At 72.1% G+C, this 23806-nt stretch carries 29 protein-coding genes and 1 pseudogene; 15 read left to right on the top strand and 15 right to left on the bottom strand.

The window, feature by feature from the left end:
- The first annotated feature begins 100 nt into the window (after positions 1 to 100).
- The 4 genes from ABZ321_RS54860 (at position 101) to ABZ321_RS54845 (ending at position 4386) form a co-directional block, all read left to right on the top strand.
- Positions 101 to 562: a hypothetical protein gene (locus ABZ321_RS54860; protein WP_354904473.1), complete on the top strand. Its 462-nt coding sequence runs from the start codon at positions 101 to 103 to the stop codon at positions 560 to 562.
- Positions 563 to 679: 117 nt separating this feature from the next.
- Positions 680 to 1141: an HAD domain-containing protein gene (locus tag ABZ321_RS54855; RefSeq protein ID WP_354904481.1), complete on the top strand. Its 462-nt coding sequence runs from the start codon at positions 680 to 682 to the stop codon at positions 1139 to 1141.
- Between the two features lie 126 nt (positions 1142 to 1267).
- Entirely contained in the window at positions 1268 to 1717 is a 450-nt protein-coding gene (locus ABZ321_RS54850) for a DUF427 domain-containing protein (protein ID WP_354904471.1), read from the top strand.
- Between the two features lie 356 nt (positions 1718 to 2073).
- The gene (locus ABZ321_RS54845) at positions 2074 to 4386 is read left to right on the top strand and encodes an Hsp70 family protein (protein ID WP_354904469.1); all 2313 of its coding nucleotides are present in this window, start codon (positions 2074 to 2076) and stop codon (positions 4384 to 4386) included.
- On the opposite strand, the gene ABZ321_RS54840 is transcribed toward ABZ321_RS54845, so the two are convergent.
- From ABZ321_RS54840 to ABZ321_RS54820, 5 genes are all read right to left on the bottom strand, one after another.
- Positions 4383 to 4724 (bottom strand): VOC family protein, encoded by a 342-nt coding sequence (locus ABZ321_RS54840; RefSeq protein WP_354904466.1) that lies wholly within the window; start codon positions 4722 to 4724, stop codon positions 4383 to 4385. The genes ABZ321_RS54845 and ABZ321_RS54840 overlap by 4 nt on opposite strands.
- Entirely contained in the window at positions 4721 to 5011 is a 291-nt protein-coding gene (locus ABZ321_RS54835; protein ID WP_344499586.1) for a metalloregulator ArsR/SmtB family transcription factor, read from the bottom strand. The genes ABZ321_RS54840 and ABZ321_RS54835 overlap by 4 nt, the downstream gene beginning before the upstream one ends.
- Positions 5012 to 5211: 200 nt before the next feature.
- Entirely contained in the window at positions 5212 to 6096 is an 885-nt protein-coding gene (locus ABZ321_RS54830; protein ID WP_354904464.1) for a DUF1996 domain-containing protein, read from the bottom strand.
- Between the two features lie 109 nt (positions 6097 to 6205).
- Positions 6206 to 7369 carry a PLP-dependent aspartate aminotransferase family protein gene (locus ABZ321_RS54825; RefSeq protein WP_354904462.1) on the bottom strand — a complete coding sequence of 388 codons (1164 nt, stop codon included), beginning with the start codon at positions 7367 to 7369 and terminating at the stop codon, positions 6206 to 6208.
- A 143-nt stretch (positions 7370 to 7512) separates the two neighbouring features.
- Positions 7513 to 7941, bottom strand: a complete 429-nt coding sequence (locus ABZ321_RS54820) for a hypothetical protein (RefSeq protein ID WP_344499592.1) — start codon at positions 7939 to 7941, stop codon at positions 7513 to 7515.
- Between the two features lie 108 nt (positions 7942 to 8049).
- Here ABZ321_RS54820 and ABZ321_RS54815 point away from each other — a divergent pair, with 108 nt between their 5' ends.
- Together ABZ321_RS54815 and ABZ321_RS54810 are read left to right on the top strand one after the other, a co-directional pair.
- Positions 8050 to 9153: an acyltransferase gene (locus ABZ321_RS54815; RefSeq protein ID WP_354904459.1), complete on the top strand. Its 1104-nt coding sequence runs from the start codon at positions 8050 to 8052 to the stop codon at positions 9151 to 9153.
- 37 nt (positions 9154 to 9190) lie between these two features.
- Entirely contained in the window at positions 9191 to 9799 is a 609-nt protein-coding gene (locus ABZ321_RS54810) for a LysM peptidoglycan-binding domain-containing C40 family peptidase (protein WP_354904457.1), read from the top strand.
- A 7-nt stretch (positions 9800 to 9806) separates the two neighbouring features.
- On the opposite strand, the gene ABZ321_RS54805 is transcribed toward ABZ321_RS54810, so the two are convergent.
- Together ABZ321_RS54805 and ABZ321_RS54800 are read right to left on the bottom strand one after the other, a co-directional pair.
- Complete coding sequence (locus ABZ321_RS54805) at positions 9807 to 10160, bottom strand: hypothetical protein (RefSeq protein ID WP_344499598.1); 354 nt, start codon at positions 10158 to 10160, stop codon at positions 9807 to 9809.
- A gap of 100 nt (positions 10161 to 10260) precedes the next feature.
- On the bottom strand, positions 10261 to 10632 hold the full coding sequence (locus ABZ321_RS54800) for a hypothetical protein (protein WP_354904455.1): 372 nt from the start codon (positions 10630 to 10632) through the stop codon (positions 10261 to 10263).
- A gap of 127 nt (positions 10633 to 10759) precedes the next feature.
- On the opposite strand from ABZ321_RS54800, the gene ABZ321_RS54795 reads away from it, so the two are divergent.
- Positions 10760 to 11041, top strand: coding sequence for a hypothetical protein (locus ABZ321_RS54795; protein ID WP_354904453.1), 282 nt, complete (start codon positions 10760 to 10762; stop codon positions 11039 to 11041).
- On the opposite strand, the gene ABZ321_RS54790 is transcribed toward ABZ321_RS54795, so the two are convergent.
- Positions 11038 to 11190 (bottom strand): hypothetical protein, encoded by a 153-nt coding sequence (locus tag ABZ321_RS54790; RefSeq protein WP_354904451.1) that lies wholly within the window; start codon positions 11188 to 11190, stop codon positions 11038 to 11040. The genes ABZ321_RS54795 and ABZ321_RS54790 overlap by 4 nt on opposite strands.
- 164 nt (positions 11191 to 11354) lie before the next feature.
- On the opposite strand from ABZ321_RS54790, the gene ABZ321_RS54785 reads away from it, so the two are divergent.
- Positions 11355 to 11963, top strand: coding sequence for a DNA-binding response regulator (locus ABZ321_RS54785; RefSeq protein ID WP_354904449.1), 609 nt, complete (start codon positions 11355 to 11357; stop codon positions 11961 to 11963).
- A gap of 5 nt (positions 11964 to 11968) precedes the next feature.
- On the opposite strand, the gene ABZ321_RS54780 is transcribed toward ABZ321_RS54785, so the two are convergent.
- Together ABZ321_RS54780 and ABZ321_RS54775 are read right to left on the bottom strand one after the other, a co-directional pair.
- Positions 11969 to 14896, bottom strand: coding sequence for a TIR domain-containing protein (locus tag ABZ321_RS54780; protein WP_354904447.1), 2928 nt, complete (start codon positions 14894 to 14896; stop codon positions 11969 to 11971).
- 150 nt (positions 14897 to 15046) lie between these two features.
- Entirely contained in the window at positions 15047 to 15466 is a 420-nt protein-coding gene (locus tag ABZ321_RS54775) for a DUF1810 domain-containing protein (RefSeq protein ID WP_344499604.1), read from the bottom strand.
- Positions 15467 to 15521: 55 nt separating this feature from the next.
- Between ABZ321_RS54775 and ABZ321_RS54770 the strand changes: the two genes are divergently transcribed.
- The 5 genes from ABZ321_RS54770 to ABZ321_RS54750 all read left to right on the top strand — a co-directional run bounded on the left by ABZ321_RS54770 (position 15522) and on the right by ABZ321_RS54750 (position 18200).
- A complete protein-coding gene (locus ABZ321_RS54770) occupies positions 15522 to 16073 on the top strand; it encodes a hypothetical protein (protein ID WP_354904445.1) in 552 nt (183 codons plus the stop codon).
- 275 nt (positions 16074 to 16348) lie between these two features.
- On the top strand, positions 16349 to 17002 hold the full coding sequence (locus tag ABZ321_RS54765; RefSeq protein WP_354904443.1) for an SIMPL domain-containing protein: 654 nt from the start codon (positions 16349 to 16351) through the stop codon (positions 17000 to 17002).
- A 42-nt stretch (positions 17003 to 17044) separates the two neighbouring features.
- Entirely contained in the window at positions 17045 to 17344 is a 300-nt protein-coding gene (locus tag ABZ321_RS54760) for a metalloregulator ArsR/SmtB family transcription factor (protein ID WP_344499610.1), read from the top strand.
- Positions 17341 to 17733: a VOC family protein gene (locus ABZ321_RS54755; protein ID WP_354904440.1), complete on the top strand. Its 393-nt coding sequence runs from the start codon at positions 17341 to 17343 to the stop codon at positions 17731 to 17733. The genes ABZ321_RS54760 and ABZ321_RS54755 overlap by 4 nt, the downstream gene beginning before the upstream one ends.
- 35 nt (positions 17734 to 17768) lie before the next feature.
- The gene (locus ABZ321_RS54750; protein ID WP_354904437.1) at positions 17769 to 18200 is read left to right on the top strand and encodes a cupin domain-containing protein; all 432 of its coding nucleotides are present in this window, start codon (positions 17769 to 17771) and stop codon (positions 18198 to 18200) included.
- Positions 18201 to 18228: 28 nt separating this feature from the next.
- Here the strand turns inward: ABZ321_RS54750 and ABZ321_RS54745 are convergent, their stop codons facing one another.
- Positions 18229 to 19125 carry a LysR family transcriptional regulator gene (locus tag ABZ321_RS54745; RefSeq protein WP_344499616.1) on the bottom strand — a complete coding sequence of 299 codons (897 nt, stop codon included), beginning with the start codon at positions 19123 to 19125 and terminating at the stop codon, positions 18229 to 18231.
- Between the two features lie 66 nt (positions 19126 to 19191).
- Between ABZ321_RS54745 and ABZ321_RS54740 the strand changes: the two are divergent.
- Positions 19192 to 19956 (top strand): annotated as a pseudogene (locus ABZ321_RS54740) (EamA family transporter); the annotation flags it as partial.
- A 72-nt stretch (positions 19957 to 20028) separates the two neighbouring features.
- On the opposite strand, the gene ABZ321_RS54735 reads toward ABZ321_RS54740, so the two are convergent.
- Entirely contained in the window at positions 20029 to 21222 is a 1194-nt protein-coding gene (locus ABZ321_RS54735) for a PQQ-binding-like beta-propeller repeat protein (protein WP_354904434.1), read from the bottom strand.
- 179 nt (positions 21223 to 21401) lie between these two features.
- On the opposite strand from ABZ321_RS54735, the gene ABZ321_RS54730 reads away from it, so the two are divergent.
- On the top strand, positions 21402 to 22046 hold the full coding sequence (locus ABZ321_RS54730) for a TRIC cation channel family protein (protein ID WP_344499620.1): 645 nt from the start codon (positions 21402 to 21404) through the stop codon (positions 22044 to 22046).
- 16 nt (positions 22047 to 22062) lie between these two features.
- Here ABZ321_RS54730 and ABZ321_RS54725 read toward each other — a convergent pair whose 3' ends face one another.
- The 3 genes from ABZ321_RS54725 to ABZ321_RS54715 all read right to left on the bottom strand — a co-directional run bounded on the left by ABZ321_RS54725 (position 22063) and on the right by ABZ321_RS54715 (position 23800).
- A complete protein-coding gene (locus ABZ321_RS54725) occupies positions 22063 to 22317 on the bottom strand; it encodes a diguanylate cyclase (RefSeq protein WP_354904431.1) in 255 nt (84 codons plus the stop codon).
- Between the two features lie 61 nt (positions 22318 to 22378).
- Positions 22379 to 22840: a hypothetical protein gene (locus tag ABZ321_RS54720; protein WP_354904429.1), complete on the bottom strand. Its 462-nt coding sequence runs from the start codon at positions 22838 to 22840 to the stop codon at positions 22379 to 22381.
- A 9-nt stretch (positions 22841 to 22849) separates the two neighbouring features.
- Complete coding sequence (locus tag ABZ321_RS54715) at positions 22850 to 23800, bottom strand: hypothetical protein (RefSeq protein WP_354904426.1); 951 nt, start codon at positions 23798 to 23800, stop codon at positions 22850 to 22852.
- Positions 23801 to 23806: the final 6 nt, after the last annotated feature.

The following is a 23806-nucleotide window of genomic DNA, read 5'->3' as shown; positions in this document are numbered from 1 at the left end:
GGCCTGCCGATCGCCACCGTGGTCGTCGCGTTGATCACCACACTCGGTGCCGCGGCCCAGCTCAACGACCCCGACGTCCTGGAACGGTTCCGGCGTCGCCGTGCTCGACCCCGGTGGCCGGTGGGCCGCGTTCGCCCACGACCGCACCGTCGAGGTCCACACCGTCGACGACCGCCACCGCCTGGCGGCGCTGACCACCAGCCCCGCGACCCGCCTCGCGTTCAGCCCCGACGGCCAGACCCTGGCGGTCGCCGCGTTCACCGGTGGCGCGGCCGTCGTCGAGCTGTGGGACCCGGCCGCTGGCACGCTCACAGCCACCGCCGGCGACCTCGGCCACACCGCGCGCATCACGTCGCTCCTGTACGACCAGCGCGCCGCACTCATCGCTTCCGGCGACGCAAACGGCCGGGTCGTCCTCCTCGACGCCCGCACCCGCCGGCGGATCGCCACCACCGGCCCGACCGGCGCCCCGATCCAGGCCCTCGCCTTCAGCCCCGACGGCGGCTGGCTCGCCACCGGCGACAGCCGGGGCATGATCCGCCTGCACCCGATCCGCCGCTGAGCGGCAGGTCCTCCGGGTCGAGCTCGAGGATGTCGGCGAGCTGCCGCCGGGCGTGCGCCTCGGCCTCGGCCTCGGTCGAGCCGATCGCCGCGCGGCTACGCTGTCCAGGTGCTGCCGGTGCTGTTCCTCGACGTCGACGGTCCGCTGATCCCGTTCGGCGCGGTCGGCGCGCGCTCCGCCCCGGCGACCGGCGGCGGCAACCCGCTGCTGTCCCGCATCGATCCCGCCCACGGCACCTGGCTCGCGGCGCTGCCGTGCGAGCTGGTCTGGGCGACCACGTGGATGGACGACGCCAACGAGGTCGTCGCGCCGCGGCTCGGCCTGCCCCGGCTGCCGGTCGTGGACTTCCCCGACGAGGACCCGCCGGGCCGGGTGCACTGGAAGACGCCCGGGCTCGTGGCCTTCGCGGCCGGCCGGCCGTTCGCCTGGCTCGACGACGAGATCGGCGCCGCCGACCGGGACTGGGTCGCCGCCCACCACCCCGCCCCGGCCCTGCTGCACGCCGTCGACGCCCGGCACGGCCTCACCCGCGCCGACGTCGATGCCGTGGCGGCGTGGCTCGGGAGCCTCAGCCCGTGAACCGCTCCACGTCGCCCTCCGCCACGGCGTCGTCGGAGGCCTCGGCGTCGACCGACCGCCGCCGGTCGGTCGTCATTCCCGCACGCTACCGGGTTTTCTGTCGTACCCGGGCGGCATGATGGGGGTATGACCGAGTCGGTGTGGGACTATCCACGGCCTCCCCGGGTCGAGCGGACGGCGCGGCACATCGTCGTCCGGCACGCGGGGCAGGTCGTCGCGGACACGCGTGCGGCGCTGAGGGTGCTCGAGACGTCGCATCCGCCGGTGTACTACGTGCCGCCCGCCGACGTGGCGGTGCCCCTCCAGCCGACGCCGCACCAGACGTTCTGCGAGTTCAAGGGCGTCGCCACCTACTGGGACGTCGCGGGGGTGGCCGGCGGCGCATGGTCGTATGAGGAACCGGCGAGCGGATACGAGGCACTGCGGGGCATGCTCGCGTTCTACCCGTCCAGGTTCGACGAGTGCACGGTCGACGGCGAGCGGGTCACACCCCAGCCGGGCGACTTCTACGGCGGCTGGCTCACCAGCGACATCACCGGCCCGATCAAGGGAGGCCCCGGCACGCTCGGCTGGTAGGAGTGCGGTCGAGGGCGGCCCCTGGACGTGACCTCGGGTGATCCGGTGAGGGCAGTTCTCGCGGTGTCCCTTGGGACAGTGCCGCGGCGTCCGGTGGGGGCAGTTTCCGCGGTGTCCCGTGGAGGGCAGTTTTTTCGTGGTGTGCCGTGGGGCGGTCCCGCGGTGTCGGGTGGGGGCACTTTTGGGGGCAGTTTTTCGCGGTGTTCCGTGGGGCGGTTCCGCGGTGTCGGGTGGGGCAGCTTTTCGCCGTGTCCTGCGGGGTGGTTCGCGGTGTCCGGTGGGGGACTGTCCCGCTGCGTCAGGTGGAGGACAGTCCGGCGACCGGCGGGTGGTGGGACCGGTTAGGCTCGCCGACCGTGACAGGTTTCCGGCTCGGGGTCGACTTCGGCACGTCCACGACGATCGCGATGCTGCGGCGGCCCGACGGGCGGGTGCAGCCGTTGCTGTTCGACGGGTCGCCGTTGCTGTCGTCGGCGGTGCTGCTCGGGCCGGACGGGAGGCTGCACACGGGCCGGGACGCCGCGCACCTGGCGCGCAGCGCGCCGGAGCGGCTGGAGCCCAACCCGAAGCGGCGCGTCGACGACACCAGCGTGCTGCTCGGCGACGCGGAGGTCGGGGTCCGGGAGCTCGTGGCGGCAGTGCTGCAACGGGTCGCGACGGAGGCCGCCAGGGTCGCCGGGCCGGTCACGGCCGTCACGCTGACGCACCCCGCCAACTGGGGCGCCGGCCGGCGCGCGGTGCTGGTCGACGCGGCGCGGCAGGTGGGGTTCGCCGACGTGGACCTCGTGGGCGAGCCGGTCGCGGCGGCGACCTACCTGGCCGCCACCCGCGGCGGTGAACTTCCCGTAGGGGCCTGCGTCGTCGTGTACGACCTGGGCGCCGGCACCTGCGACGTCACCGTCCTGCGGCGATCGCCGCACGGCTTCGAACCGGTCGCGTCAGACGGGCTCAACGACGTCGGCGGGCTCGACGTGGACGCCACGGTCGTCGCGTTCCTGGAGGCCACGTACGGCACGCTGTGGTCCGACGCGGCCGGCCGCCGCCAGCTTTGGGACGACGTGCGCTCGGCGAAGGAGATGCTGTCGCGGGCCAGCGGCACGGTCGTCATGGTGCCCGCGCTCGGCAAGGAGGTGCCGCTGGGGCGCGAGCAACTGGAGGGGCTCGCCCGGCCGGTGCTGCGCCAGACGGTCTCGATGACCAGGTCGCTGCTGACCGAGGCGGCCGTGCCGGCGTCGGCGATCGCGGGGCTGTTCCTCGTCGGCGGGTCGAGCCGGATCCCGCTCGTGGCGACCATGCTGCACGAGTCGATCGGGATCGCGCCGATCGTCGCCGAGCAGCCGGAGCTCGTCGTCGCCGAAGGCGCCCTGCACGCGACGGGCAGCCCGGCCGGCGCGGTCCCGGGCTCCCCGGTGTCCGGCCTGCCGGCGACGCCGAACCGGCCAGGTCCGGGCCAGCAGCCGTTCCAGCCGGCGGGGACGCAGCCTACCGGCTCGCCGGCGCACGGTTTCCCGGGAGCGGCGCCGGCCTCGCCCGCACCGGTCGCGTTCCAGCCCGGCCATCAGACCACCGGCGTCCCCGTCTCCGGCACCCCGTTCTCAGCGGCGCCGTTCCCGGCAGGCCCGGCGGCGGGTCCGCCCGCGACAGCCCCGTTCCCAGGACGCCCGACGTCGGGTCCGCCGACGACGGCGCCGTTCCCGGGAGGGCCGACGTCGGGTCCGCCCGCGACGGGGGCGTTCCCGGGGCGCCCGACCTCGGCGCCGCCGACGACGGGGATCTACGACACCGGCGCGTACACGGGTGGGATGCCCGCCGCCGCGTTCCCCGACTCCACCGTCGCCGGCGGCATGCGACCGGCGCCGATGCCGGTGTCCGCCAGCCCGTACGCGTCCGCGCCCACGTCCGCGACGCCCGGCGGGCCGCCGTCGGCGACGCCCACCCCGCTGCCACCGGCGGCGCCCGGGTGGCAGCCGCCGGGTCAGCGGCCGGCCAGCAGCGGCAGCCGGGCCGGCGGGATCGCGGTGGGCCTCGGGCTCATCCTCGTCGTCGTGCTGCTCCTCGGCGGCGGCGTGGTCGCGTACGTGCTGCTCAAGAGCGGCGACAAGAGCGGCGGCGGGCCGGGCGGCACCTCGACGACGGGCGGGCAGGCGAGCGGGCCCGGCAAGTTCCAGATGACGAAGCTGCCCCAGAACATCTGCCCCACCGTCGACCTGGGGCCGATCACCAGCCAGTACGAGGAAGCCGTCGGCGACCCGACGCCGTCGCGCAACCTGAACACGTACGCCGGGACCGCCTCCTGCACGGTGAGCCGGATGCACAAGTCGGGCAATACGGTGACGACGGCGTCGGTGATGGCGATGCCGACCGTCTACAAGGACGTGGCCTCCGGCTCCGCCGCCGCCAAGCAGCTGCGGGACTCCGCCGCGCTCAACGGCACCGTCACCGACGTCCCGGGCGTGGGGGAGCAGGCGTTCACCTACGCCGACCTGCAGCAGCCGGCCGCGCCGACATTCACGCTCGTCGGCGTCGACTCGAACCTGGTCTACACCATCACGCTGGTCGCCAGCACGGGCGGCAAGGCCCTCACCGACGCGCAGGTCCGCGACATGCAGAGCCGCCTGATCCAGGTGGGGAAGGGCACGTTCCCGAAGCTGGTGGCGGCGATCTCCTAAGCCCGGTCCTGGATGAGCGTCACCGGGTTGCCGGACGGGTCGGTGACCTGCGCCTTGACGACCCAGCCGTTGTCGGTCGGCGGCATCGTCACGGCGCCGCCGAGCGCGACGGCCCGCGCGACCGCCGCGTCGAGGTCGGCCACGGCCACGCCCACGGTGACCGAGGGCGTCTCGGCGTCGACGAGCGCGCCGCGAAGACCGCCCTCGCCGGTGCTGACCTGCGCGTACCCGGGCCCGCGCGGGCTGACCTGCCAGCCGAAGAGGCCGGCGTAGAAGCGGTGCTGCGCGCTCTCAGGCGCGGCGCCGTGGATGTCGAAGTGGACGATCGGACTGGTCATGGCTGCTCCATAAGTGCGGCGTTGGGAAAGTCACGCAGCCAGGCGGCGAGGTCGGCCACACGGGCGCGGTCGGTGCTGTACCACCGGAACGTGCCCTCTTTGTGCAGCGTCACCAGCCCGCACTTGCGCAGCACCTTGAGATGCTCCGACACGCTGGCCGCGGCGAGTCCCGACGCGGCCGTGAGCGCCCCCGCCGACTGCCGCTCGTGCCAGCAGTGCCGCAGAATCTCCCGCCGCGCCGGATGGGAGAACGCCCGCAACATCTCATCAGCGTCGTCCTCCGTCACGCCCCGACTATTTCGTGTCAACCCGAAATAGTCAAGCACCCTGCTCCCGCCAGTGTCCTGCCGTCAGCGGAGGAGCCGGGCCTCCGGAGCGACGCCGGGCATGCCGCCCCCGAGCGGCGATGGCGACCGGATTCCCCAAGTCGCCAATGCGTACGTGCCGGATGGGCCCGGAGGCCGGTCGGGCCTCCGGGCCGTCTTCGTCAGGGATTCTTCGGGTCCTCTCCGTAGCCGTTGCACTGGCGCCCGCCGTTGATGCAGTAGGTCACCAGGTACGCCTGCCGTGCCGCGTCCCACCCGTTCATGAAGTCGTAGTGGAACGTGTAGCTGGCCCCCGACGAGTACGCCAGGTTCGACGTGTTACCGCCGGGCAGCTTGTACGGCAGCTTGATCTCCAGCATCGGCAGCGGCACCGGGTGCGTGGCCGGGCACACCCCGCTGACCGGCCACGCCATGTGTGACTTGTGGTCGGCGGTGTCGAGGTGCACGCCGTCCCAGCAGCTCGGCGCGGTCATGCGGACGACGAGCGACGAGCCCGACGGGCAGGACGCGGGGATCTCGTTGCCCTTGTACCCCGGGCACTGCCAGTTGCCGGTGAAGTGCGCCGCGTCCGGGGTGCGGGCGTCGCCGACGAGCAGCTTGAAGCCCGCCGGGAACGGTTTGACGGTGCGGTAGTCCTTGACGTCGGACTTGTAGTACACGGTCGGCTTGTCGGGCAGCACGGGGTTGCCGTTCTGCAGCAGGGTCGGGAACCAGTAGCCGGACGCGTCCTCCTGGTCCTCGCAGGAGGTGGCGCCGCCGACCAGCGACGCCGGGGTCGAGTTGGCGTTCGTGGCGGGGTTGCCGATGAACGAGTGGTTGTGGGAGGCGCCGGCGAGCCCCGGGAACACGATGGGGTCGTCGCCGAGCCGGTGGGTGACGGTGCAGTTGGCGTGCATCTCGTGGTACTGGGCGCGCGGCGGGTCGTCCGCCGCGGCTGCGGTGCCGAGCCCTCCGACGGTGGCGATGACCGTCGCCGCGAGGACGACGGTGAGGATGCGCCGCGCCGGACTTCGCAGGGCACGGGGCAGCATGGACCTGATGCTCATGGCAACTCCTTGGCGGTGGAATCGAGCATCTCCAATGGGGATGAAACCCGACGCTAGCAGCGCGTTCTTCACGCCGACAACCGTTTGCCACCGCTTGCCAGATGGATCATCAGTCCACTGTGGACAGCGCCGCGGCGAGGTCGGCGACGATGTCCTCGGGCTCCTCGAGGCCGACCGACAGCCGCAGCATCGTCGCGTCGACGCCCGACGCTGCGAGCTCCTCGGCGCTCTGGTGCGCGAACACGAGCGACGCCGGGTGCGTGATGAGGGTCTCGGGGCCGCCGAGGCTGACCGCGTTGCGGCAGAGCTTGGTCGCGCGCAGCACCCGTACCGCCGCATCGGCATCCGCCACGGTGAAGGCGAGCATGCCGCCGTGCCCGCGCATCTGCCGGACCGCGAGGTCGTGCTGCGGATGGCTGGGCAGCCCGGGGTGGTGCACGGCCCGCACCGCCGGATGCTCGGCCAGGAACCGCGCGACCGCGATCCCGTTGGCGTTGTGCCGGGCCATCCGCAGCGGGAACGTCTTGAGCCCCCGGGCGAGCAGCCACGCCTCGAACGGATGGCAGACCGGGCCGAGGACCCGCGCGGTCTCCCACGCCTTCGCGATCAGGGCGGCCGACCCGGTGACGACGCCGGCGGTGACGTCGCTGTGCCCGTTGAGGTACTTCGTGGCCGACTGCACGACCAGATCGACCCCGAAGTCGAGGGGCCGGGTGTTGTACGGCGTGGCGAAGGTGTTGTCGGCGATGATGATCGCGTCGGGGGCGGCCGCCCGCACAGCACGCAGGTCGGTCAGGGTCATCGTCGGGTTGCTGGGCGTCTCGACGTAGACGACCCGGGTCTGCTTGCCGGCCGCGGCGGCGAGCTCCTCCTGCGGCACCAGCCGCACCTGCCTGCCGAACGCGGGCAGCATCTCCTGCAACAGCGTCAGCGTGCCGGTGTAGTGGCTCTTCTGGGCCAGGATCTCACCGGGGTCGGCGGCCACCGTGGACAGCAGGGCGGCGCTGACGGCCGCCATGCCGCTGCCGACCAGCAGGGCCGCCTCGGCGCCGTCGAGGTCGGCCAGCATCGCCTCGGCCTCGCGGGCGTTGGGCGAGCCATACCGGGTGTAGTAGCCGGTCGGCGCCACCGCGGCCGCGATCCGCGCGGCCTCGTCGGTGCGGGGCAGCTCATAGGTGCTGGTCTGGTGGATCGGCGTGACCAGCGGCGCCCCGCCCGCCTGCGGTGCGACGTGCGGGTGCAGCAGCCTGGTCATGCTCGCGTGCTTTTCCATGCGTTCAGCCTGGCACGGGCGGGTCGGTCACGGCCTCGGGCCTTGGGCCCGCCGGCGTCTAGGTCTTTGGGCGTGGGTCTCGGGCCCCGGGCCGACACGGCCGGCAAACCCCCGACACGGCCGGCAAGCCCCGGCACCGGTGCTCAGCCGTGCACCCGCCACGGCTCGGCGCGCAGGCCACCCCGCTGGTTGATGCCGTCCTTGATGCGGTTGCCGAGGTCGCCGGAGATGCCGGGCGCGAGATAGGCCGGGATCTCCACGGCGTCGGCGGTGTACGCGTCGCCCTCGCCGTTGTACTCCACGCGCAGTGCGACCGGCCCGCGGTCGGTCTCCAGCACGACGAACACGGTGCCGTCGGGGTCGCCGCCCGGCGGGGTACGCCGGCCGAGCATCATGCAGGAGGCGACCACACCGTAAGGGGCGTTCGCGCCGGCGGTCAGCAGCCCGCACGTGCCGGGCTGGTGCGCCGCGAGCGCGTCGGACCGGGCCGGGAAGTCGGTCGCGAGCAGGTATCCGGTCACCAGGACGACCGCGCCGACGACCCCGCCGCACCACCACCAGAGACGATTCATGCCCACCTTGGTACCGGACGCCGTCCAGCGATGTAGTACCGGGGTGGTACTGCGATGCAGTCCCGCAGCGTGACGACGGTGCGGGTGCGCCGACCGTAGCGTCGCCGCATGGCTTTGCTCGCCCTTGCGCAGCGCTTGGAAGACAGGACCCCGCCGACCCGCGACCGTGCGGTCGACGGGCTGCGCGCCCTCGCGATCGGCGGGGTCGTGCTCGGCCACTGGATGGTGACGGCGCTGGTCACCGACGGTGGCGAGGTGCGCGGCGCCAGCCCGCTGCGGTTCATGCCCGACCTGGCGCCCGTGTCCTGGCTGTTCCAGACGCTCGCCGTGTTCTTCCTCGTCGGCGGGTACACCGCCGGCCGGCCGCGGACGCTGCCCTACCGTCGGTGGCTCGCGGCGCGGCTGGCCCGCCTGCTGCGGCCGGTGCCACCGCTGCTCGGGGTGTGGGCGGTCGTCGTCGCGGCGATGCTGGCCGCCGGCGCCGCCGACCGGACCGTGCACACGCTGGTGAAGCTGGTCCTGTCGCCGCTGTGGTTCCTGCTGGTCTTCGCCGCGCTGACCGCCGTCGCGCCGCTGGTGTCGCGGCTGCACTGGCAGTGGCCGCTGAGCGTGGTGATCGCCGTGGACGTGCTGCGCTTCGGGCCGCTCGGCGCCGAGTGGCTCGGCTGGGTCAACCTGGCCGCGGGGTGGCTGGTGCCGTTCTGCCTCGGTGCGGCCTGGTCCCGCGGCGCGCTCGACGTGCGGCGGACCGGCTGGACGCTGCTGGCCGGCGGGGCCGTGGCGACGGCGGTGCTGATCCGCTGGTTCGGCTACCCCGCGTCGATGGTCGGGGTGCCCGGCGAAGGCCTGTCGAACCTCAACCCGCCGACCCTCGCGGCGGTCACCTTCGGTCTCGCCCAGTGCGGGCTGGCGTTGCTGCTGCTCGAGCCGCTCCGGGCGCTGCTGCGCCGGCCGGTCGCGTGGGCCTGCGTCGCGCTGCTGAACCTGTCGGCGATGACGGTGTTCCTGTGGCACCAGACGGCGATGATCGCGGTGTCGCTGCTGGTCGACGGTACCCGCCCCGGCCTGCACACGATCCCCGACACGCCCGGGTGGATGGCGGCGCGGATCCTGTGGCTGCCGGCGTTCGCGGTGGTGCTCGCGGTGTGCTGGGCGGCGTTTCACCGCTTCGAACGCGGCCGCCCGCCCGCTGATGCGAATATTCGGATATGAGGGACATTCCCGAGTATTGCTCGTTATGTTCCGTTGCATGGATGCACCCTGGCTCAAGGCATCAGCCGTCCTCACCGCGGCCCTGGCTGCCCTTGCCCCGGCGGCGATCGCGCACGCGGCGCCGGCTCCCGCTCAACCCGTCGTGCAGACGGTGGTCGTACAGGCGGGAGACACGCTATGGGGGCTGGCGCGGCGCAACGGGACCACGGTCGCCGACCTGCAGCGGCTCAACAACCTCGGCACCTCGACCCTGATCAGGATCGGTCAGACGCTGACGATCACCGGCTCCACCCGGGCCGCCCGCGCCGCCACCGCGATCGCCTACGCCAAGGCACAGGTCGGCAAGCCGTACAAGTTCGCGACCGCGGGACCTGAGACCTTCGACTGCTCCGGGCTGGTCATGCGAGCCTGGCAGGCCGCCGGTGTGCAGCTGCCGCGCATCACGTACGACCAGATCAAAGTCGGACAGCGGGTGACCCGGGAAGCCCTGGAACCGGGCGACCTCGTCTTCACCAACAACGGCGGCCACGTGATGCTGTACATCGGCGAGAACCAGGTCGTGAACGCCGGCCACACGGGCGTCTCCGTGCACCTGCAGGCGCTGCCGCGCACGGAGAACGTGGTGGCGTTCGTCCGCCTGCCGTAGCTCCGCGCTACCTGGCGGTCTTCTCGTCGAGGTACTGGAGGAGGTCGTGCGCGGCCAGCTCGACCTCCTTGTGGCGCCACTCCGACGCCCGGTACACGCAGGCGATCAGGCCGGTGCGGTGCAGCCGCCGCAGGTCCCCGTAGGCGAACGCGTAGCGCGCCTTCGTCTCCTCACCGGGGCCGACGGTCAGCCCGAGATGCCACCGCGCGTACTCGTCCCACGTGTGCTTCTCCAGGAACGCGTTGTCGTCGGCCGCCTTGGGCTGCGCCGCGCCCCAGTCGCTGTCCAGCACGTACTGCCGCGCGTCGATCAGCTTCCGCGCGTACGCCACCGCGTCCTCGTTGACCTCATACTGCGCCATGGGTCAGCGATACCCGCCGGTCGCGCCTCCTAAGCGCGGGCATGGCGAAGGCCGGTCACCGTGGTGGTGGCCGGCCTCACGCCAGGGGCTTCGCTTGCTGTTACGCCGAGACGCCGCTGATCTGGGTCGACGAGGCGAACGCGCTGTCCAGGCGGGCCTGCAGGGCCTCGAGCTCGTGGAACTCGCTCGAGGACGCCGACTCGGAGCCCTCCGCGGCGAACACGTGGTCCGTCTCGGCCACGCTGTGGTCGTAGGAGGTGTAGTCCGACTCCTCGTACTGCACGCCGCTCGGGTCGGTGTAGGAGACGTGGTGGCCCTGGTCGAAGCTGGTGCTCTCGGCGGAGGCGTGGTCCTGCTCGTACACGCCGAACTGCGAGTCGTAGTTGTTCTCGCTGGCGTCGACCTGGTGCAGCTGGTCCAGCGCCTCGTGGTTCTCGCCGGTCTCGACGTGGCCGAAGTCGTAGTCGCTCATCGTGTGCTCCCTGGAAAGTCTGTGTGCTGTTGGAATTGAAGGTAGGCAACTCCGTACGCGGACAAATCCCGGAAACGTGCCAGTGCCTCGACCCTGCTCCGGCGTGCGCCCGCCGTACCATCGGGAGGTGGCGCGGGTCGAGGTCGAGATGATGACGGGTCAGCACAACTACGCGGTGTTACGACTGCCCGGCCGCCGCCACCCCGGCGTCCTGGTGCAGGGTGACTCGCTGTCCGTCCTCACCGGCGAAGTCCAGCGCGCCCTGGACCTGCTGCGCTCCGGCGACACCGCCGCCGCGGAGGAGGAGCTGTCCTACGCCGCGAACCACCTCGCGGCCATCGTCGACGGGTACGTCCGCGTCCTCGACGCCGCCGGCATGCCGCTGCCCTTCGAACGCCCCGCTGGCTAGCCGCCCTTTTTCTTCTTCTTTTTCCGAATTGGCCGCCCGTGCTCGTCGCGTTCCCACGGATCGTCTTCAGGCGGCGGCCAGTTGTTGTTCGGGTCGGCGTCCCAGATCCGGTCGTCCGGTGGACGGTTGTCGTCATCGTCGTGAACCACGATGCCTCCCCACATCACGCTGAGGAATCTCGCGGTGACCGTACGGTGGCGGGCTTGCGCAGATCCATGACGTCTTGCGGCGGTGCCTGCCACGAAACTCAGTTCGGCTCCGGTTAGGTGGAGCCGGTGGACTGGGCGGGAGCGGGGAAGGTGGGTGACCGCACGTGCGGCGCATCGCGGTCGTCGATCCACTGCCAGTGTTCCGGGTCGGGATGGCCGCTGTGCTCGGAGACGAATACACGGTCGACACGCCGGACGATGTCCTCACCTGGGCGGTGGCTGTGGACCGGCCGCTGGTCATGCTGACCCTGTGGTCCACGCAGAGCTGGGCCACCTTGACCGCGCTGGCAGAGCTGCCCGCCGTGCTCGTGGTCGCGCTGCTCGACGAGGTGACCGTTGCCGCCGCCGTCCGGGCCGCCGCGCTGGGGGCCGTCGGGGTGTTGGACCGGGCCGCGCCCGGGCCGCACATCAGGCGTGCGGTGCACGCCGCGGTCGACGGCGCCGCGATCCTTCCACAACGGATCTTGGCGGCCCTCGCCGCCGAACTCGCACCGGAGCTCGACGCGTCGTCGTGGGAGCCGCCGTCGGACACGCAGTTGCGCTGGCTGCGCGAGCTGGCCGCGGGCAGCACGGTCGCCCACATCGCCGCCGACGCGGGCTACTCCGAACGAGCGATGTTCCGGCTCCTCCAGAGTCTGTACGCGCAGCTGGGCGTACGGAGCCGGACGGAGGCGCTGATGAAGGCGCAGCAGCGTGGCTGGCTCAGGACGTAACCGCTTCAGCCGTCGACAGGGGCGGTGCCGACCGCCCGTTCGACCGCCTCGTGGAGCACGCCGGCAGCGCCGCAGCGCTCCAGGTCGCGCAGCAGCCCTCGAAGGCGGCGGATCGGGCCGACCGCGGTCACGGTGATGGCGCGGGCCTTGTCGAACGCCTCATACGCGGTGTCGAGCGGGACGCCATCGGACAGGTGCAGGCCGCAGACCGCGAAGCCTTCCATGTCGAATGCGGAGAAGTCCCTTCGGTCCGTCTGGTGCCGCCGGAACGACTCCTCGCGGAGCTGGCCGAACGTCGCCGCCGCGTTCCACGTAGCGCCATCGCGCAACTGCAGGTAGCCGTGCAGCGCAAGCGCGATCAGCGCGTGTCGTCTGGTCCGGTAGCGCTCCATGCGGACGATCATGTCGGCGGCCGCCTTCCAATGACCGCCGGCCGCGTACGCGAACGCGAGTGTCGTCCGCGCCTTCCGAAGTGCGGTCGGATCACCCAGATGCGCGGCGCGGCGGTCGACCGAGCCGGCGAGGTCGATCGCCGCGCCGATCTCACCGGTGCTGAGCAGCAGGTCGGCGACAGCGTCGTCATGGTCGCAAGCTAGGACGGGTTCCGCCTCCGCACGGATGAGCGGACCGCAGTCGTCGAGGTATCGGCGGGCCGCCCGATGGTCACCGAGGTCCAAGTGCCGGCGGCCGAGTCGGATCAGCAGTGCCGCCCTTTTCGCCGGGTCGCCTTCACCAGCCGGCCCGAGCGCTTGCGTGAGCCGCTCAATGCTCCGGGGGATGTCACCGTGGTGGCGGTCGCAGTCGGACAGCCCGATCAGAGGCGTCACGGTCTCGGCCGGCAGGCGATGCCGCTCGGCGAGAGCCAGCGCGTCGGTGTAGTACTCCTCGGCACGTGGCATGTTCATGTCATCGCAGTGCACGCCGGCGAGGCTCACCAGAATCCGCTTCTCGTAAGCAGCCTGACGGAGCCTGCGGGCCAGGTCGAGCGCCTCGATGTACGCGGCTCGGGCGGGCTCGAGCTTCCCTCGCGACCAGTAGGAGTAGCCGATCCCGTCGAGGTTGAGCGTGCGCCGCATGTCGTCGGCGAGATCGTCCTGCAACTGTTCCCGTTGCCACGTGAGCAGCGAGCTGAATCCCCACCGATGCAGGTAGTCGTGATCGATCATGGAGATCAGGTCGAACGCCGCGGCGTGCTCGTCGGCTCTGCGCAGCAGGTCGATCTCATAGCGGTGGATCGTCAGGTCGGCGACCGTGGCGACGGGCTCGGGGCGCTGCGTGACCAGATAGCGGGCCGCGGCACGGTACAGCGCCCGGCGGCTCGGGCCGTCCGCGGCGTCGGGTGGGAGCCCGCTCAGGATGTACCGGTCGTCTGGCGGTGGCGCGAAATACCGCTTGTCCCAGGTCTGCCGGAGGATCTTCAGCTCCACCAACTGTTTCAGCGTGCTGTGTGCGAACCGCTCGCCGACGTCGAGGACGGCCGCGACGTACGCCACTGGCACCGGAAAACCGAATGCCGCCACGACCTGGGCCGCACGCCGGCGGTCGTCGTCCATGCCTTTGACCAGCCGCTCGATCAGCCGGCGGCGGACATGTTCGGGGCTGCCGCCGGGCAGGTGCCGCTGCAGGACGGGGAGTTCGAGTTCGTGCCGGGTGTTCATGAAGATGGCGTAGATCAGCTCGCCGGCGCGCGGTGAGCCGTCGGTGAGGGTGTGGAGCGCGGCGAAGTGCTCCGGCTCGGCGTCGCCGAACCAGACTCGATGCCGGTCGAGCCCCTGCAGGAAGCGCTTGAACGGCTCGGGGCCGAGACCCTTGATCACTGGCAGCGAAGAGGCATCCAGCGGCCAACTGTTGCGCTCGGTCGGATCCGGCCGGATGCGGCTGATGAGGAGGACCTTGACCGGCTGCGGCAGCCTGCTCCTGCCACCACCGAGCATTTGCAGCGCGTCGTCGAGGTCGTCGTCCATGATCTGGTGCGTCCGCAGGTCGAGCAGGTGTTCCGCACCGTCGATGACCAGAATCACCGGTTCGGTCGCTGGCTTCTCGAGCAGGATTCGAAGCTTGATCATGACTGGGTCCATCGGTCGGTATTCCGGTGCGTCGTCCGTCGACGGCAACCGCCTCTCCAGGGAGCTGATGAAGTCGCCAGCGCCGAAGGCTCGGGACGGGTACACCTCGTGCCGGATGATCTGTGCTTCCCGGTGCAGCCGGTCGAGCACCTTGTCGATCAGGCTCGTCTTGCCGACACCGTCATCGCCGAGCGCGAGGATCACGTCACTACCTTCGGACCGCAGCAGGGCGAGCAGTTGCTCGCGCTCCTTGTCCCGGTTCTGGAAGTCGTCGGTGGCCGCCGGTGTCCCGGTGGCCGTGCCGCCGAGAAGCCTGTTGGTCAGTGAGTCCTGGGTGAGCAGGCCGCGGGTCGCCTCGAGCCGTGCCTCGAGAGTGGCGATGTTGCGTTCGTTCGCCGCCTGATCGACGCTCGGCCGGCGGCGCCGGTCCTTGAACTGCATCAGCACGTGCTCCAGCAGCGGCACCCGTCCTTCCGGCGTCTCCAGGTGCGCCAGCCGTTCGGAGATCCGGCGCAGGAGAGCGTCCCGGTCACCGTCGAACGAGATGTCGGAGTACTGCGACAAGATGTCGTGCTCGAGCAGGTCGGAATGGAGCCGGACCGGAAAGATCAGCAGGCCGTGCTTGAACGCGGTTCTCAGTTCTTCGGCGCAGTACGGCGCATTGGTCGAAATGTCGGACCAGAGGAAGAACAGGAAGTCGCAGCCCTTGAGCAGCGAGTGGATGACCGGGTGGAACGGGACGCCGTTGGAGATCGAGTGTTCGTCGCGCACCACGTCCAACCCGGTGGCGGCAGGGAGTCGCTCGTCGAGCCAGACCGCGAGATCCCGATCGGGATCAGTGTGGGCGTAGGAGATGAAGGCGCGCATGAACCGCCCCCTTCAGACGGGTGACGACACAGCGACCCTGACAGGCATGGTGTGGCAGGGTCAAGACGTCGTTTGTCAGGTTCCCGCCAAGTACTACATCGACTGTCGTCAAGCCGACCGAAGAGGCGACCCGCTCGATTTCTGCCTGACTCAGACCCGGCGGATCGTCTCGGCGTCGGGGGCGCCGTCGAAGAAGCGGTCGACGACCCGGGCGAAGACGTTGTCCTCCGGCGCGGCGAGCTGGAACAGGGTCATCGACGAGCGCAGCTTCATCGCGTCGATGTCACCGAGGACCTGCCGCGCGGTCGCCTCCGTGTTACCGAGCATCGCCTCGGCGCACTCGTGCAGGCGCGGACCGAGGACCGGATGCTGCAGGTACGCGCGCGCCTCGTCCAGCGACGAGATCGCGAAGCGCTGCGCCATGTGGCTCGACCCGAGCCCCGCCACCTGCGGGAACACGAACCACATCCAGTGGCTGCGCTTGCGCCCCCGGCGTAGCTCGTCGAGCGCTTCGTCGTAGGTGTCCTCCTGCGCGACCACGAACCTGGCCAGGTCGTACGGATCATCCATCCCAGAATTGTCGTACCCCGGGGGCATGATGCGTGTGACGGGGAGGGGTGTTTCCATGGCGGTGCATGTGGCGAGCAGGCGGCGGGGCGCGGCCTCGCTGGCGGCGGCGTTCCCGGGAGCGACGGTGCTGGACGTGACGTCGCGGGGGCCGCAGCCGTGGGTGCGGCTCAGCCCGTTCTATCCGCACGGCAGCATTCCGGTGCCGTTCAGCCCGGGGACGGACGGGGCGTCGGTCGAGGGCATCTGGCAGGCGCTGAAGGTGTTCGACACCGCCGACGTCGACCCGGCGAAGCTCACGGCGACGGGCATGACCGGGCTGAAGCGGACGGTCCGCCGGTTCGGCCAGGTCCACGGGCACCGGCGCGGCCTGACGGGTGACACGCTGCTGGACTACGAGACGGCCCGCCGCCAGATCTACTTACCGGTGTATCGCTGGGTGCTGGAGCATCGGGCGGCCGAGCAGGTCGAGGAGCTGCTGCGGCTCACGGAGGGCGGCGAGGTGGTGCTGCTCGACTACACGACCAACGGCGACGTGACGGACCTGTCGACGCCGCTGTCCCACGCGGCCCTCATCCGCCGCTACGTCCTCGACGACTGGCCCGCCTGACGACTGGCGGCCCGTGCCCGCGCGCGGGGCGAAGCGGGGCCGGCTGGCGGGGCAATCCCTGCGCCGGGTCACCCGGCGCTTCACCAGGGAGGATGACGGAAGGGGCGGCTCTGGGAGATTGGCCCTTGGCATCCCGCGCCGCGCCGGCACCCGCGCAGCGCGTCGCTAGTTCATGATCCCGAGTCGTTCTGGCGGCTCTGGCTGCCGGAATCGCACGGGATCATGGGGCGCTGGTTTGGGCTGATGGTGTTGGGGGTGGTGGTTAGGCTCGCGGGATGACGGTGGTTGCGGTGCGTGGTGAAGCGGTGCGTGAGGTCGACCCCGAGTTGGCCGAGTTCACGGTGACGGTGGTCGCGCGAGACAAGGATCGGGAGGCGACGCTGACGCGGCTGCGGGAGCGGGTCGAGGCGTTGCGGGGGCTGTTCGACCGGTATGGCGACGGGATCGAGCGGCGGGAGACCAGCGGGCTGCACGTGCACCCGGAGATGGGCAAGAAGGGTGAGCGGGTCACCGCGTACTCCGGCAGCGTGTCGACCACGGTGGTGGTGAGGGACTTCGCAGCGCTGGGGGAGATGCTGCTGACCGTCGCGAACCAGGACCAGACGCACGTGCACGGGCCGGTGTGGTCGCTGCGGCCCGACAGCCCGGTGTTCAAGGAGGTGCGGCGGGACGCGGTCGCCGATGCGATCGTCCGGGGCAAGGAGTACGCCGACGCGCTCGGGGCGCAGGTCGTCGACCTCCTCGAGCTGTCCGACCCGGGGCTGAGCCGCGGCTCGGAGTCGTTCGCGCAGTTCCAGGCGTACGACGCTGGGGCGATGAAGCGGGCGTCTTACGGCGGACCGGCGCCGCTCGAACTGGATCCGCAGCGGCAGCGGGTGCGGGCGGAGGTCGAGGCGCGGTTCACGATCACGGCACCGACGGTGCTGTGAGACTTGATATGCAAGTAGCTGCTTGCCTATCATGGGTGGGTCATGAGCGAGATGAGTGGCGACGTCTTCAAGGCGCTCGCCGATCCGACCCGCCGCGCGATCGTCGACGAGCTGACCGACCGCGACGGGCAGACACTGTTCGAACTCTGCGGCCGCCTCACCATGAAGCACCACATCAGCTCGTCGCGCCAGGCGATCTCCCAGCATCTGGAGCTCCTGGAGGCGGCCGGGCTGGTCGTGGCGCGCCGGGAGGGGCGGTACAAGTACCACCACCTCGACACGCGCCCGCTGCGGGAGATCGTCGAGCGGTGGCTGATCCCGAGAGAGCCGGAGCAAACATGATCATCAACCTGGCGAGCGTGTTCGTCGACGACCAGGCCAAGGCGCTGAAGTTCTACACCGAGGTGCTCGGCTTCGTGAAGAAGCACGACGTGCCGATGGGGGAGTTCAGCTGGCTGACCGTGGTGTCGCCGGAGCGCCCCGACGGCACCGAGCTGCTCCTCGAGCCGGCGAACCACCCGGCCGTCGCCCCGTTCCGGGCGGCGCTCAACGAGGACGGCATCCCGTTCACGTCGTTCGCCGTAGAGGACGTGCACAAGGAGTACGAGCGGATGCGCGCCCTCGGCGTCGTCTTCACCCAGGAGCCGACGGAGATGGGCCCGGTCACCGTCGCCACGTTCGACGACACGTGCGGCAACCTGATCCAGATCGCGGCCCAGCAGGCGCAGTAAGGAACGTACAAGACGGGGCGAGGACCATGGGAGGCATGCAGCCCGTGAACCTCACCGATGCCCTCGCCTCCTTCGACGACGTCTACAGCCCGCGGATCGTCGCCCGGGTCAACGACTACGACGTGCGGATCGCGCACACCCTCGGCGAGCACGTCTGGCACGTGCACGAGCACACGGACGAGTTCTTCCTGGTGCTCGACGGGCAGTTCGACGTCGCCGTCCGCGACGAGCACGGCGAGCGGGTCGTGCGGCTGCACAAGGGCGACACGTTCGTCGTGCCGCGCGGCGTCGAGCACCGCCCGTCGTCCCCGGGCGGCGCGATCCTCATGTTCGAGCCGACCGGCACCGTCACCACCGGCGACCGCCACGACGGCACGGTCCCCGCCCACGTCGACAGCACCACCGGCCACGCCCTGCGAGAAGACCCCCTGCGAGAAGAGGACGGCGCCACCGGCCAACCGCGATGATCGAGCGGCTCTCAGTGAGCCGCGGGAGTCAGTGAGCCGGGGTGGTCAGCAGGTCGAGGAGGACGGCGAGGGGTGGCCAGGCTCGGCGGCCGAGGCGGGTCACGGCGAACGCGCGCATCGTCACGTCGGGGGAGCGCAGCGGCACCAGCGTGACACCGGGGATCGTGGGCTGGTCGGCGGGCAGGAGGCCGATGCCGAGGCCGGCGACGATCAGGTCCTGGATCAGGTCGAGGCTGTCGGCGCGGTGGGTGATCAGCGGGGTGTGGCCGGCCATCGCCGCGACGGTGTGGACCACGTCGTCGTCGGCGGTGTTGCGGGAGTTGACGAGCCAGTGGGTGCCCTCGAAGTGCCGGAACACCTCCAGCGCGCTGCCCTGAACGGCGCGGCCGGCGCGGCCCGCGGGCACGCCGAGGCTCCACTCGCTGGTCCACAGGGCGGTGGCCTCGACGGTGTCGGGGAGCGGGGCGGGCGCGAGGTTGTAGTCGTACGTGAGGCCGAGGTCGACCCGGTCGCCGGCGAGCAGCTGGAGCACCTCGGCCGGCTCGTGCTCGTGGATGAGGACGCGCAGCGCGGGATGCCGGGACGGCAGGGCGGCGACGATCGGCAGCAGGGAGCGGCGGATCGCGGTGGCGAAGCCCGCGACGCGGACCGTGCCGGCCGGCTCGGCGGACGGGTCCAGGTCCAGCCGGGCGGCCTCGACGGCGGCGAGGATCGTCACCGCGTGCCGGGCCAGCCGGCGGCCCGCCGGGGTGAGGCGGACCCGCCGCCCGTCGGGCTCGGTCAGGGCGGTGCCGGCCTCCTTGGCGAGGACCGCCAGCTGCTGCGACACCGTCGACGTGGTGGTGCCGAGCTCGTCGGCGACCTCCCGCATCGAGCCGAGCCGGGCCAGCTCCGCCAGCAGCAGCAGGCGGTCATTGTTCAGCATTCGCGAACGGTACATCAGCGAATCACACGTGGACGTGGACGATCCGGATGGCGTCTACTTCGCGGTATGTTCGCCGCGATCGCTTCCATGGTCTGCATCCAGATCGGGCTGGCCGCCTCGGTCGGCCTGTTCGACAGCGTCGGCCCGTCGGGTGCCGTCTGCCTGCGCCTCGTCTGCGCCGCGCTGCTCCTGCTCGTGCTGGTGCGGCCGCGGCGGCGGGACTTCACCCGCGCCAGCATCCTGGCCACCGTCGCGCTCGGGGTCGTCACCGCCTGCCTGATGCTGTCGTTCATGGCCGCGGTCGCGCGGATCCCGCTCGCCACCGCGGCCGCCCTGGAGTTCCTCGGTCCCCTCGGCGTGGCGGCGGTCCGTGGCCGGCGCGCGACGCTGGTCTGGCCCGTCCTGGCCGGCGGCGGCGTCGTGCTGCTGACGGAGCCGTGGCACGGCGGCACCGACCCGGCCGGCGTCGCGTTCGCCCTGGCGGCCGCCGCGTGCTGGGCCGGGTACATCCTGCTGACCCAGCACGTCGGTGACCACGTCAGCGGCTACGCGGGCCTCGCCGTCTCCACCGCCGTCGCCGGTCTCGTCTCCACCGCCGTCGCCGGCCCGGCGGTCGTCGCCGGCCTCTCCTGGCCCGTGCTCGCCGCGGGGCTCGGACTGGCGGTCCTGCTGAGCGTCGTGCCGTTCAGCCTGGAGATGTACGCGTTGCGCAAGCTCACCGCCGGCGCTTTCGGCACGCTGATGAGCCTCGAGCCGGCGTTGGCGCTCCTGGCCGGCGCGCTCCTGCTGCACCAGGCGCCCGGACCGGTGGCGGTCGTCGGCGTCGCCCTGGTGGTCACCGCCGGCGTCGGCGCCACCCGGACCGGCGCCCGCACTCCGCAGGACGCGGACGCGCAGGCCGGCTCACGGGCTGTAGGCGCGCAGGGTGGTGCCGTCGGTGGTCCAGATCCGGCCGCCGGAGACGACGACGTGCCCGACGGCGCCCTCCAGCCGTGCGGCGCCGGGCACGTCCCCGCCGGTGACCGGTGACAGGATCGCGACGGGTCTGCCTTCGACGGTGACGTACAGCAGGCCGCCCGCCCGCACGGGACCCTGCGCCGCGCCCGGCAGGCTCCGCGACCAGAGCCTCGAACCCCGCCCGGCGTGGAACGCGGTGACGCTGCCGCCGCTCGCCGCGTAGACCCGCCGCCCGTCCGTCGCGACCGAGTCCACCGCCTCGGTCCGCTGCCACGCCACGCCGCCCGAGCCGGCCCGGATCGCGACGAGGCCCCGCAGGTCGCCCTGCGCGACCGGGTCGGGGATGGCGAGGAACCGGTCCGCGGTCGCCGCCAGGGGCTTCCACCGCACCTTCGACCGCCACAGCGCCGCCCCCGCGGCCACGGTCACCGCGGTCGTGCCCTTCGCGTCGTGCAGCAGCACCCGACCGGCCGACGAGACGGGGCCGGCGAGCGCGGCACCGGTGCGGTCCCACCGCCGGTGGCCGTCGCGGATGTCGTACGCGATGACGGTGTCCTCGTTGGTCGCCGTGGCCCACCCGGACGTGAGGACGGTGCCGGCGTCGACGACGAGCGCGTTGACCGGCGGCTCCTGCGTCAGCGTCCACCGGCGGGCCCCGGTCGCGGCGTCGAGCGCGACCACGCGCCCGTCGGGGTCGCTGTTGGCGTAGCACGACGTCCCGGTGGCGATGAGCAGGCCGCCGGCGACGACGAGCTGCCGGAAGTCGAGGCTGTCGAACAGTTTCGGGTCCCGCCACAGCCGCTTGCCGGTCGCCGCGTCGAGCGCCGTGACGCCCTCGCCGTCCAGCACGTACACCCGGCCGCCGGCGACGAGCGGCGGGGGCAGCGCGGGCGCGCACCCTTCCGCCCCGGCGGCGGGCCGCACCGACCAGCGCTGCCCGAGCCGGCCGACGCTGCCGGCGTTGACGACCGCCTCGGACGGGTTGTATCCACTGTTCCCGGCGTCGAACCCGTCGTGCGTCCAGTCGGCCGCGCGCCCGGCGGGTGCCGCTGTGCCCGGTGCTGCCGCGGTGGCGACGATGGTGACGGCGGTGCCGATGGCGAGCATCAGCCGGGTCAGCCGCCGCGATGGCATGGTCATGCGGGAGGTCCCTCTCGGTCCGCACCGGGGGAAGCGCTCGACACAACCAGGCGATTGTACTCCAATATTTACGGAAAATAAGCATTTATCGGCATGAAATGGACTACGCCGCATCCAGGGGAGCCTCCTGCTGCCGGTCGGTGCCGCCCACAAGTTCTGAACAGGCGACACTGGTCGGCATGTCAGCAGGTGCCGTCGTCACCGTCCTGGAGCTCGTCGGGCTGTACGTGTTCGCGACCTCCGGCGCGCTCATGGCCATCCACAAGGGGTTCGACGTCGTCGGCATCGTGATCCTGGCGTTGCTGACCGCCCTCGGCGGCGGCATCCTCCGCGACGTCATCATCGGCGACACGCCGCCGCCCGCGTTCGCGCACCTCACCTACCTCGGCATCCCGCTCGCCGCCGCGGCTGTCACGTTCTTCATCCACCCGCTCGCCCAGCGCCTGTCCTTCACGGTCCTCGTCTTCGACGCCGCCGGTCTGGGCCTGTTCTGCGTCACCGGCACGCTGAAGGCGTTCGAGCACGACCTGGGCCCCATCCAGGCGGTCCTGCTGGGCATCACGACGGCCGTCGGCGGCGGCGTGCTGCGTGACATCACCGCCCGCGAGACGCCCGCCCTCGTCAAGGCCGACACCCACCTGTACGCGATCCCCGCCGCCGCGGGCGCCGTCGCGGTCGCCGCCGCTCACGAGGCAGGCCTGCCCATGCCGCCCGTCGCGGTCGCCGCGGCCGTGTTCGTCTTCGCCTTCCGCCTCGCCGCGATGCTCCGCAAGTGGACCGCCCCCCGAGCCTGGCAACGCCGCCCCCCGGCCGACCCGAGCTGAGCCCGCGCCGCCTGCCTCACGCCCGTTCCGGCACCGCAGTGCCAGCGCGGCGGGCCCGGTTGCGGCCCGCGGCCTTCGCCTCGTACAGGGCGTCGTCGGCGGACTTGAGCAGCCGGTCGAGCGGGTGGCCGGGGCCGCGGGCGAGCGCGATGCCGGCGCCGGCCCCCACGCGGAGGTCGCGGCCGTCGAACGGGACCGGCTCGGCGGCCCGGGCGACCAGGCGGGCGGCGATCTCGTCCGCCTGCGCCGGCGAGTTCAGGGCGGCCAGCACGACGCCGAACGCCCGGTCGGCAGCGCACCCCCGCGACCTGAGCAGAATCGTCAGGCGACGGTCAGGGTCCGGACCACCACATGTACATCCCCAGGTCCGGGCGGGTGACCTCGCGGGCGAGGTCGCGCAGGCCGAGGACGGTGTCGTCGAGCTCGCCCGGCTCCCAGTCGCCGATCCACTCCTCGCACCTGGACCAGACGGCCGCGACGGCGGGGATGCGGTCGTCGGCCAGCCCGGCGAGGGCCCGCACGAACCCGTCGGCGATTCGCAGGACGCCGTGGCCGTAGTCGTCGGCCGCCCCGACGATCTCGCCCGCGGCGTCGTTGCGGTCCAGGTCCAGCGGCACGCGGTCACCCTCGGCGGGGACGCCCTCGATGATGGCCCACAGGCTGCTGCCGAGGACCGCCGGCTCGACCCACTTCATCTCCAGCGTCGGCAGGTCGGGCTCGCCCGCCGGGCCGTGCTCCACGACGGCCGCCGCGCGCCCGGCGGTGGCCACGAAGTAGTCGGTCATGATCCCCATGCCGGGAAGCTACTGCACGGCGACGGTCAGGGTGACGGGGAGTTCGCCGCCGCCGCTGAGCTGGGCGGCGAGGGTGCGGGCGTTGGACTCGGTGAAGTTGCCGGTGACCTGGACGTCGCCGGGGATGACGCCGGCGATCTGCGGGGCGGAGATGACGGTGTTGTCCAGGACGATGGCGAGGCGCTCCTGGGCGTCGAAGAGCTGCTTCGACAGGTTGGTGAACTTGGCCTGCGCGTCGGGGCGGAACGACGCGACCACGACCCACATGCCCTGCTCGGAGCGGGCGGCGTCGGCCGAGGCGATGTCGGCGCCGGTGATGGCGGCCGGGTCCAGCAGCAGCTTGGTGGGGCCCTCGCAGGCGACGACGGGCTCGCCGGCGACGTCGGCGGGGCGGGCCGAGAGCTGCTCGCAGCGGATCTCGGGGATGAGCAGCCGCATCCGGGCGGGGAGGGTCGCGACGTCCGCCGGCGGCAGGGCGGCGAAGGCCGCCCGTACCGGGGCCGGCAGCGCCTGCGCCTCCTGCTCGGTGGTGACCGAGGACGCCGCGGTGTAGGCGTCGCCGAGGGCCGCGGCGACCGGTGGGGTCGACGTCGGCGCGGGCAGGGAGGAGGTGGCGGCGCCGGAGCCGTCGGCGGCCGCGGCGACCCGCCGGAGGTGCAGCCGGCCCGGCGCGGTCAGGGCCTTCAGCTGCGCGGCCGTGGCACCGCGGGCGGTCAGGACGAGCTTGCGGTCGCCGTCGCGGGTCACCGACGGGTCGCGCAGCTTGGCGGCCTTCATCCGGGCCAGGAGCATCGCCCGGGTCACCTCGAGGTCGCCGTCCCCGGTGGCGGTCGCGGTCACGCTCACGGGAGCCCCGCCGCCGACCTTCGCCAGCACCAGCACGATCCCCGTGACGGCGAGGGCGACGGCCGCCACCACCGCCGCGACCAGCACGAGCACCTGCCGACCCCGCAACGCCATGCCGAC

This window comes from Dactylosporangium sp. NPDC006015 (assembly GCF_040614215.1).
GTDB lineage: Bacteria > Actinomycetota > Actinomycetes > Mycobacteriales > Micromonosporaceae > Dactylosporangium > Dactylosporangium maewongense.
The sequence above is the reverse complement of the archived record's forward strand: the minus strand, read 5'-3'. Positions and strand labels throughout refer to the sequence as shown.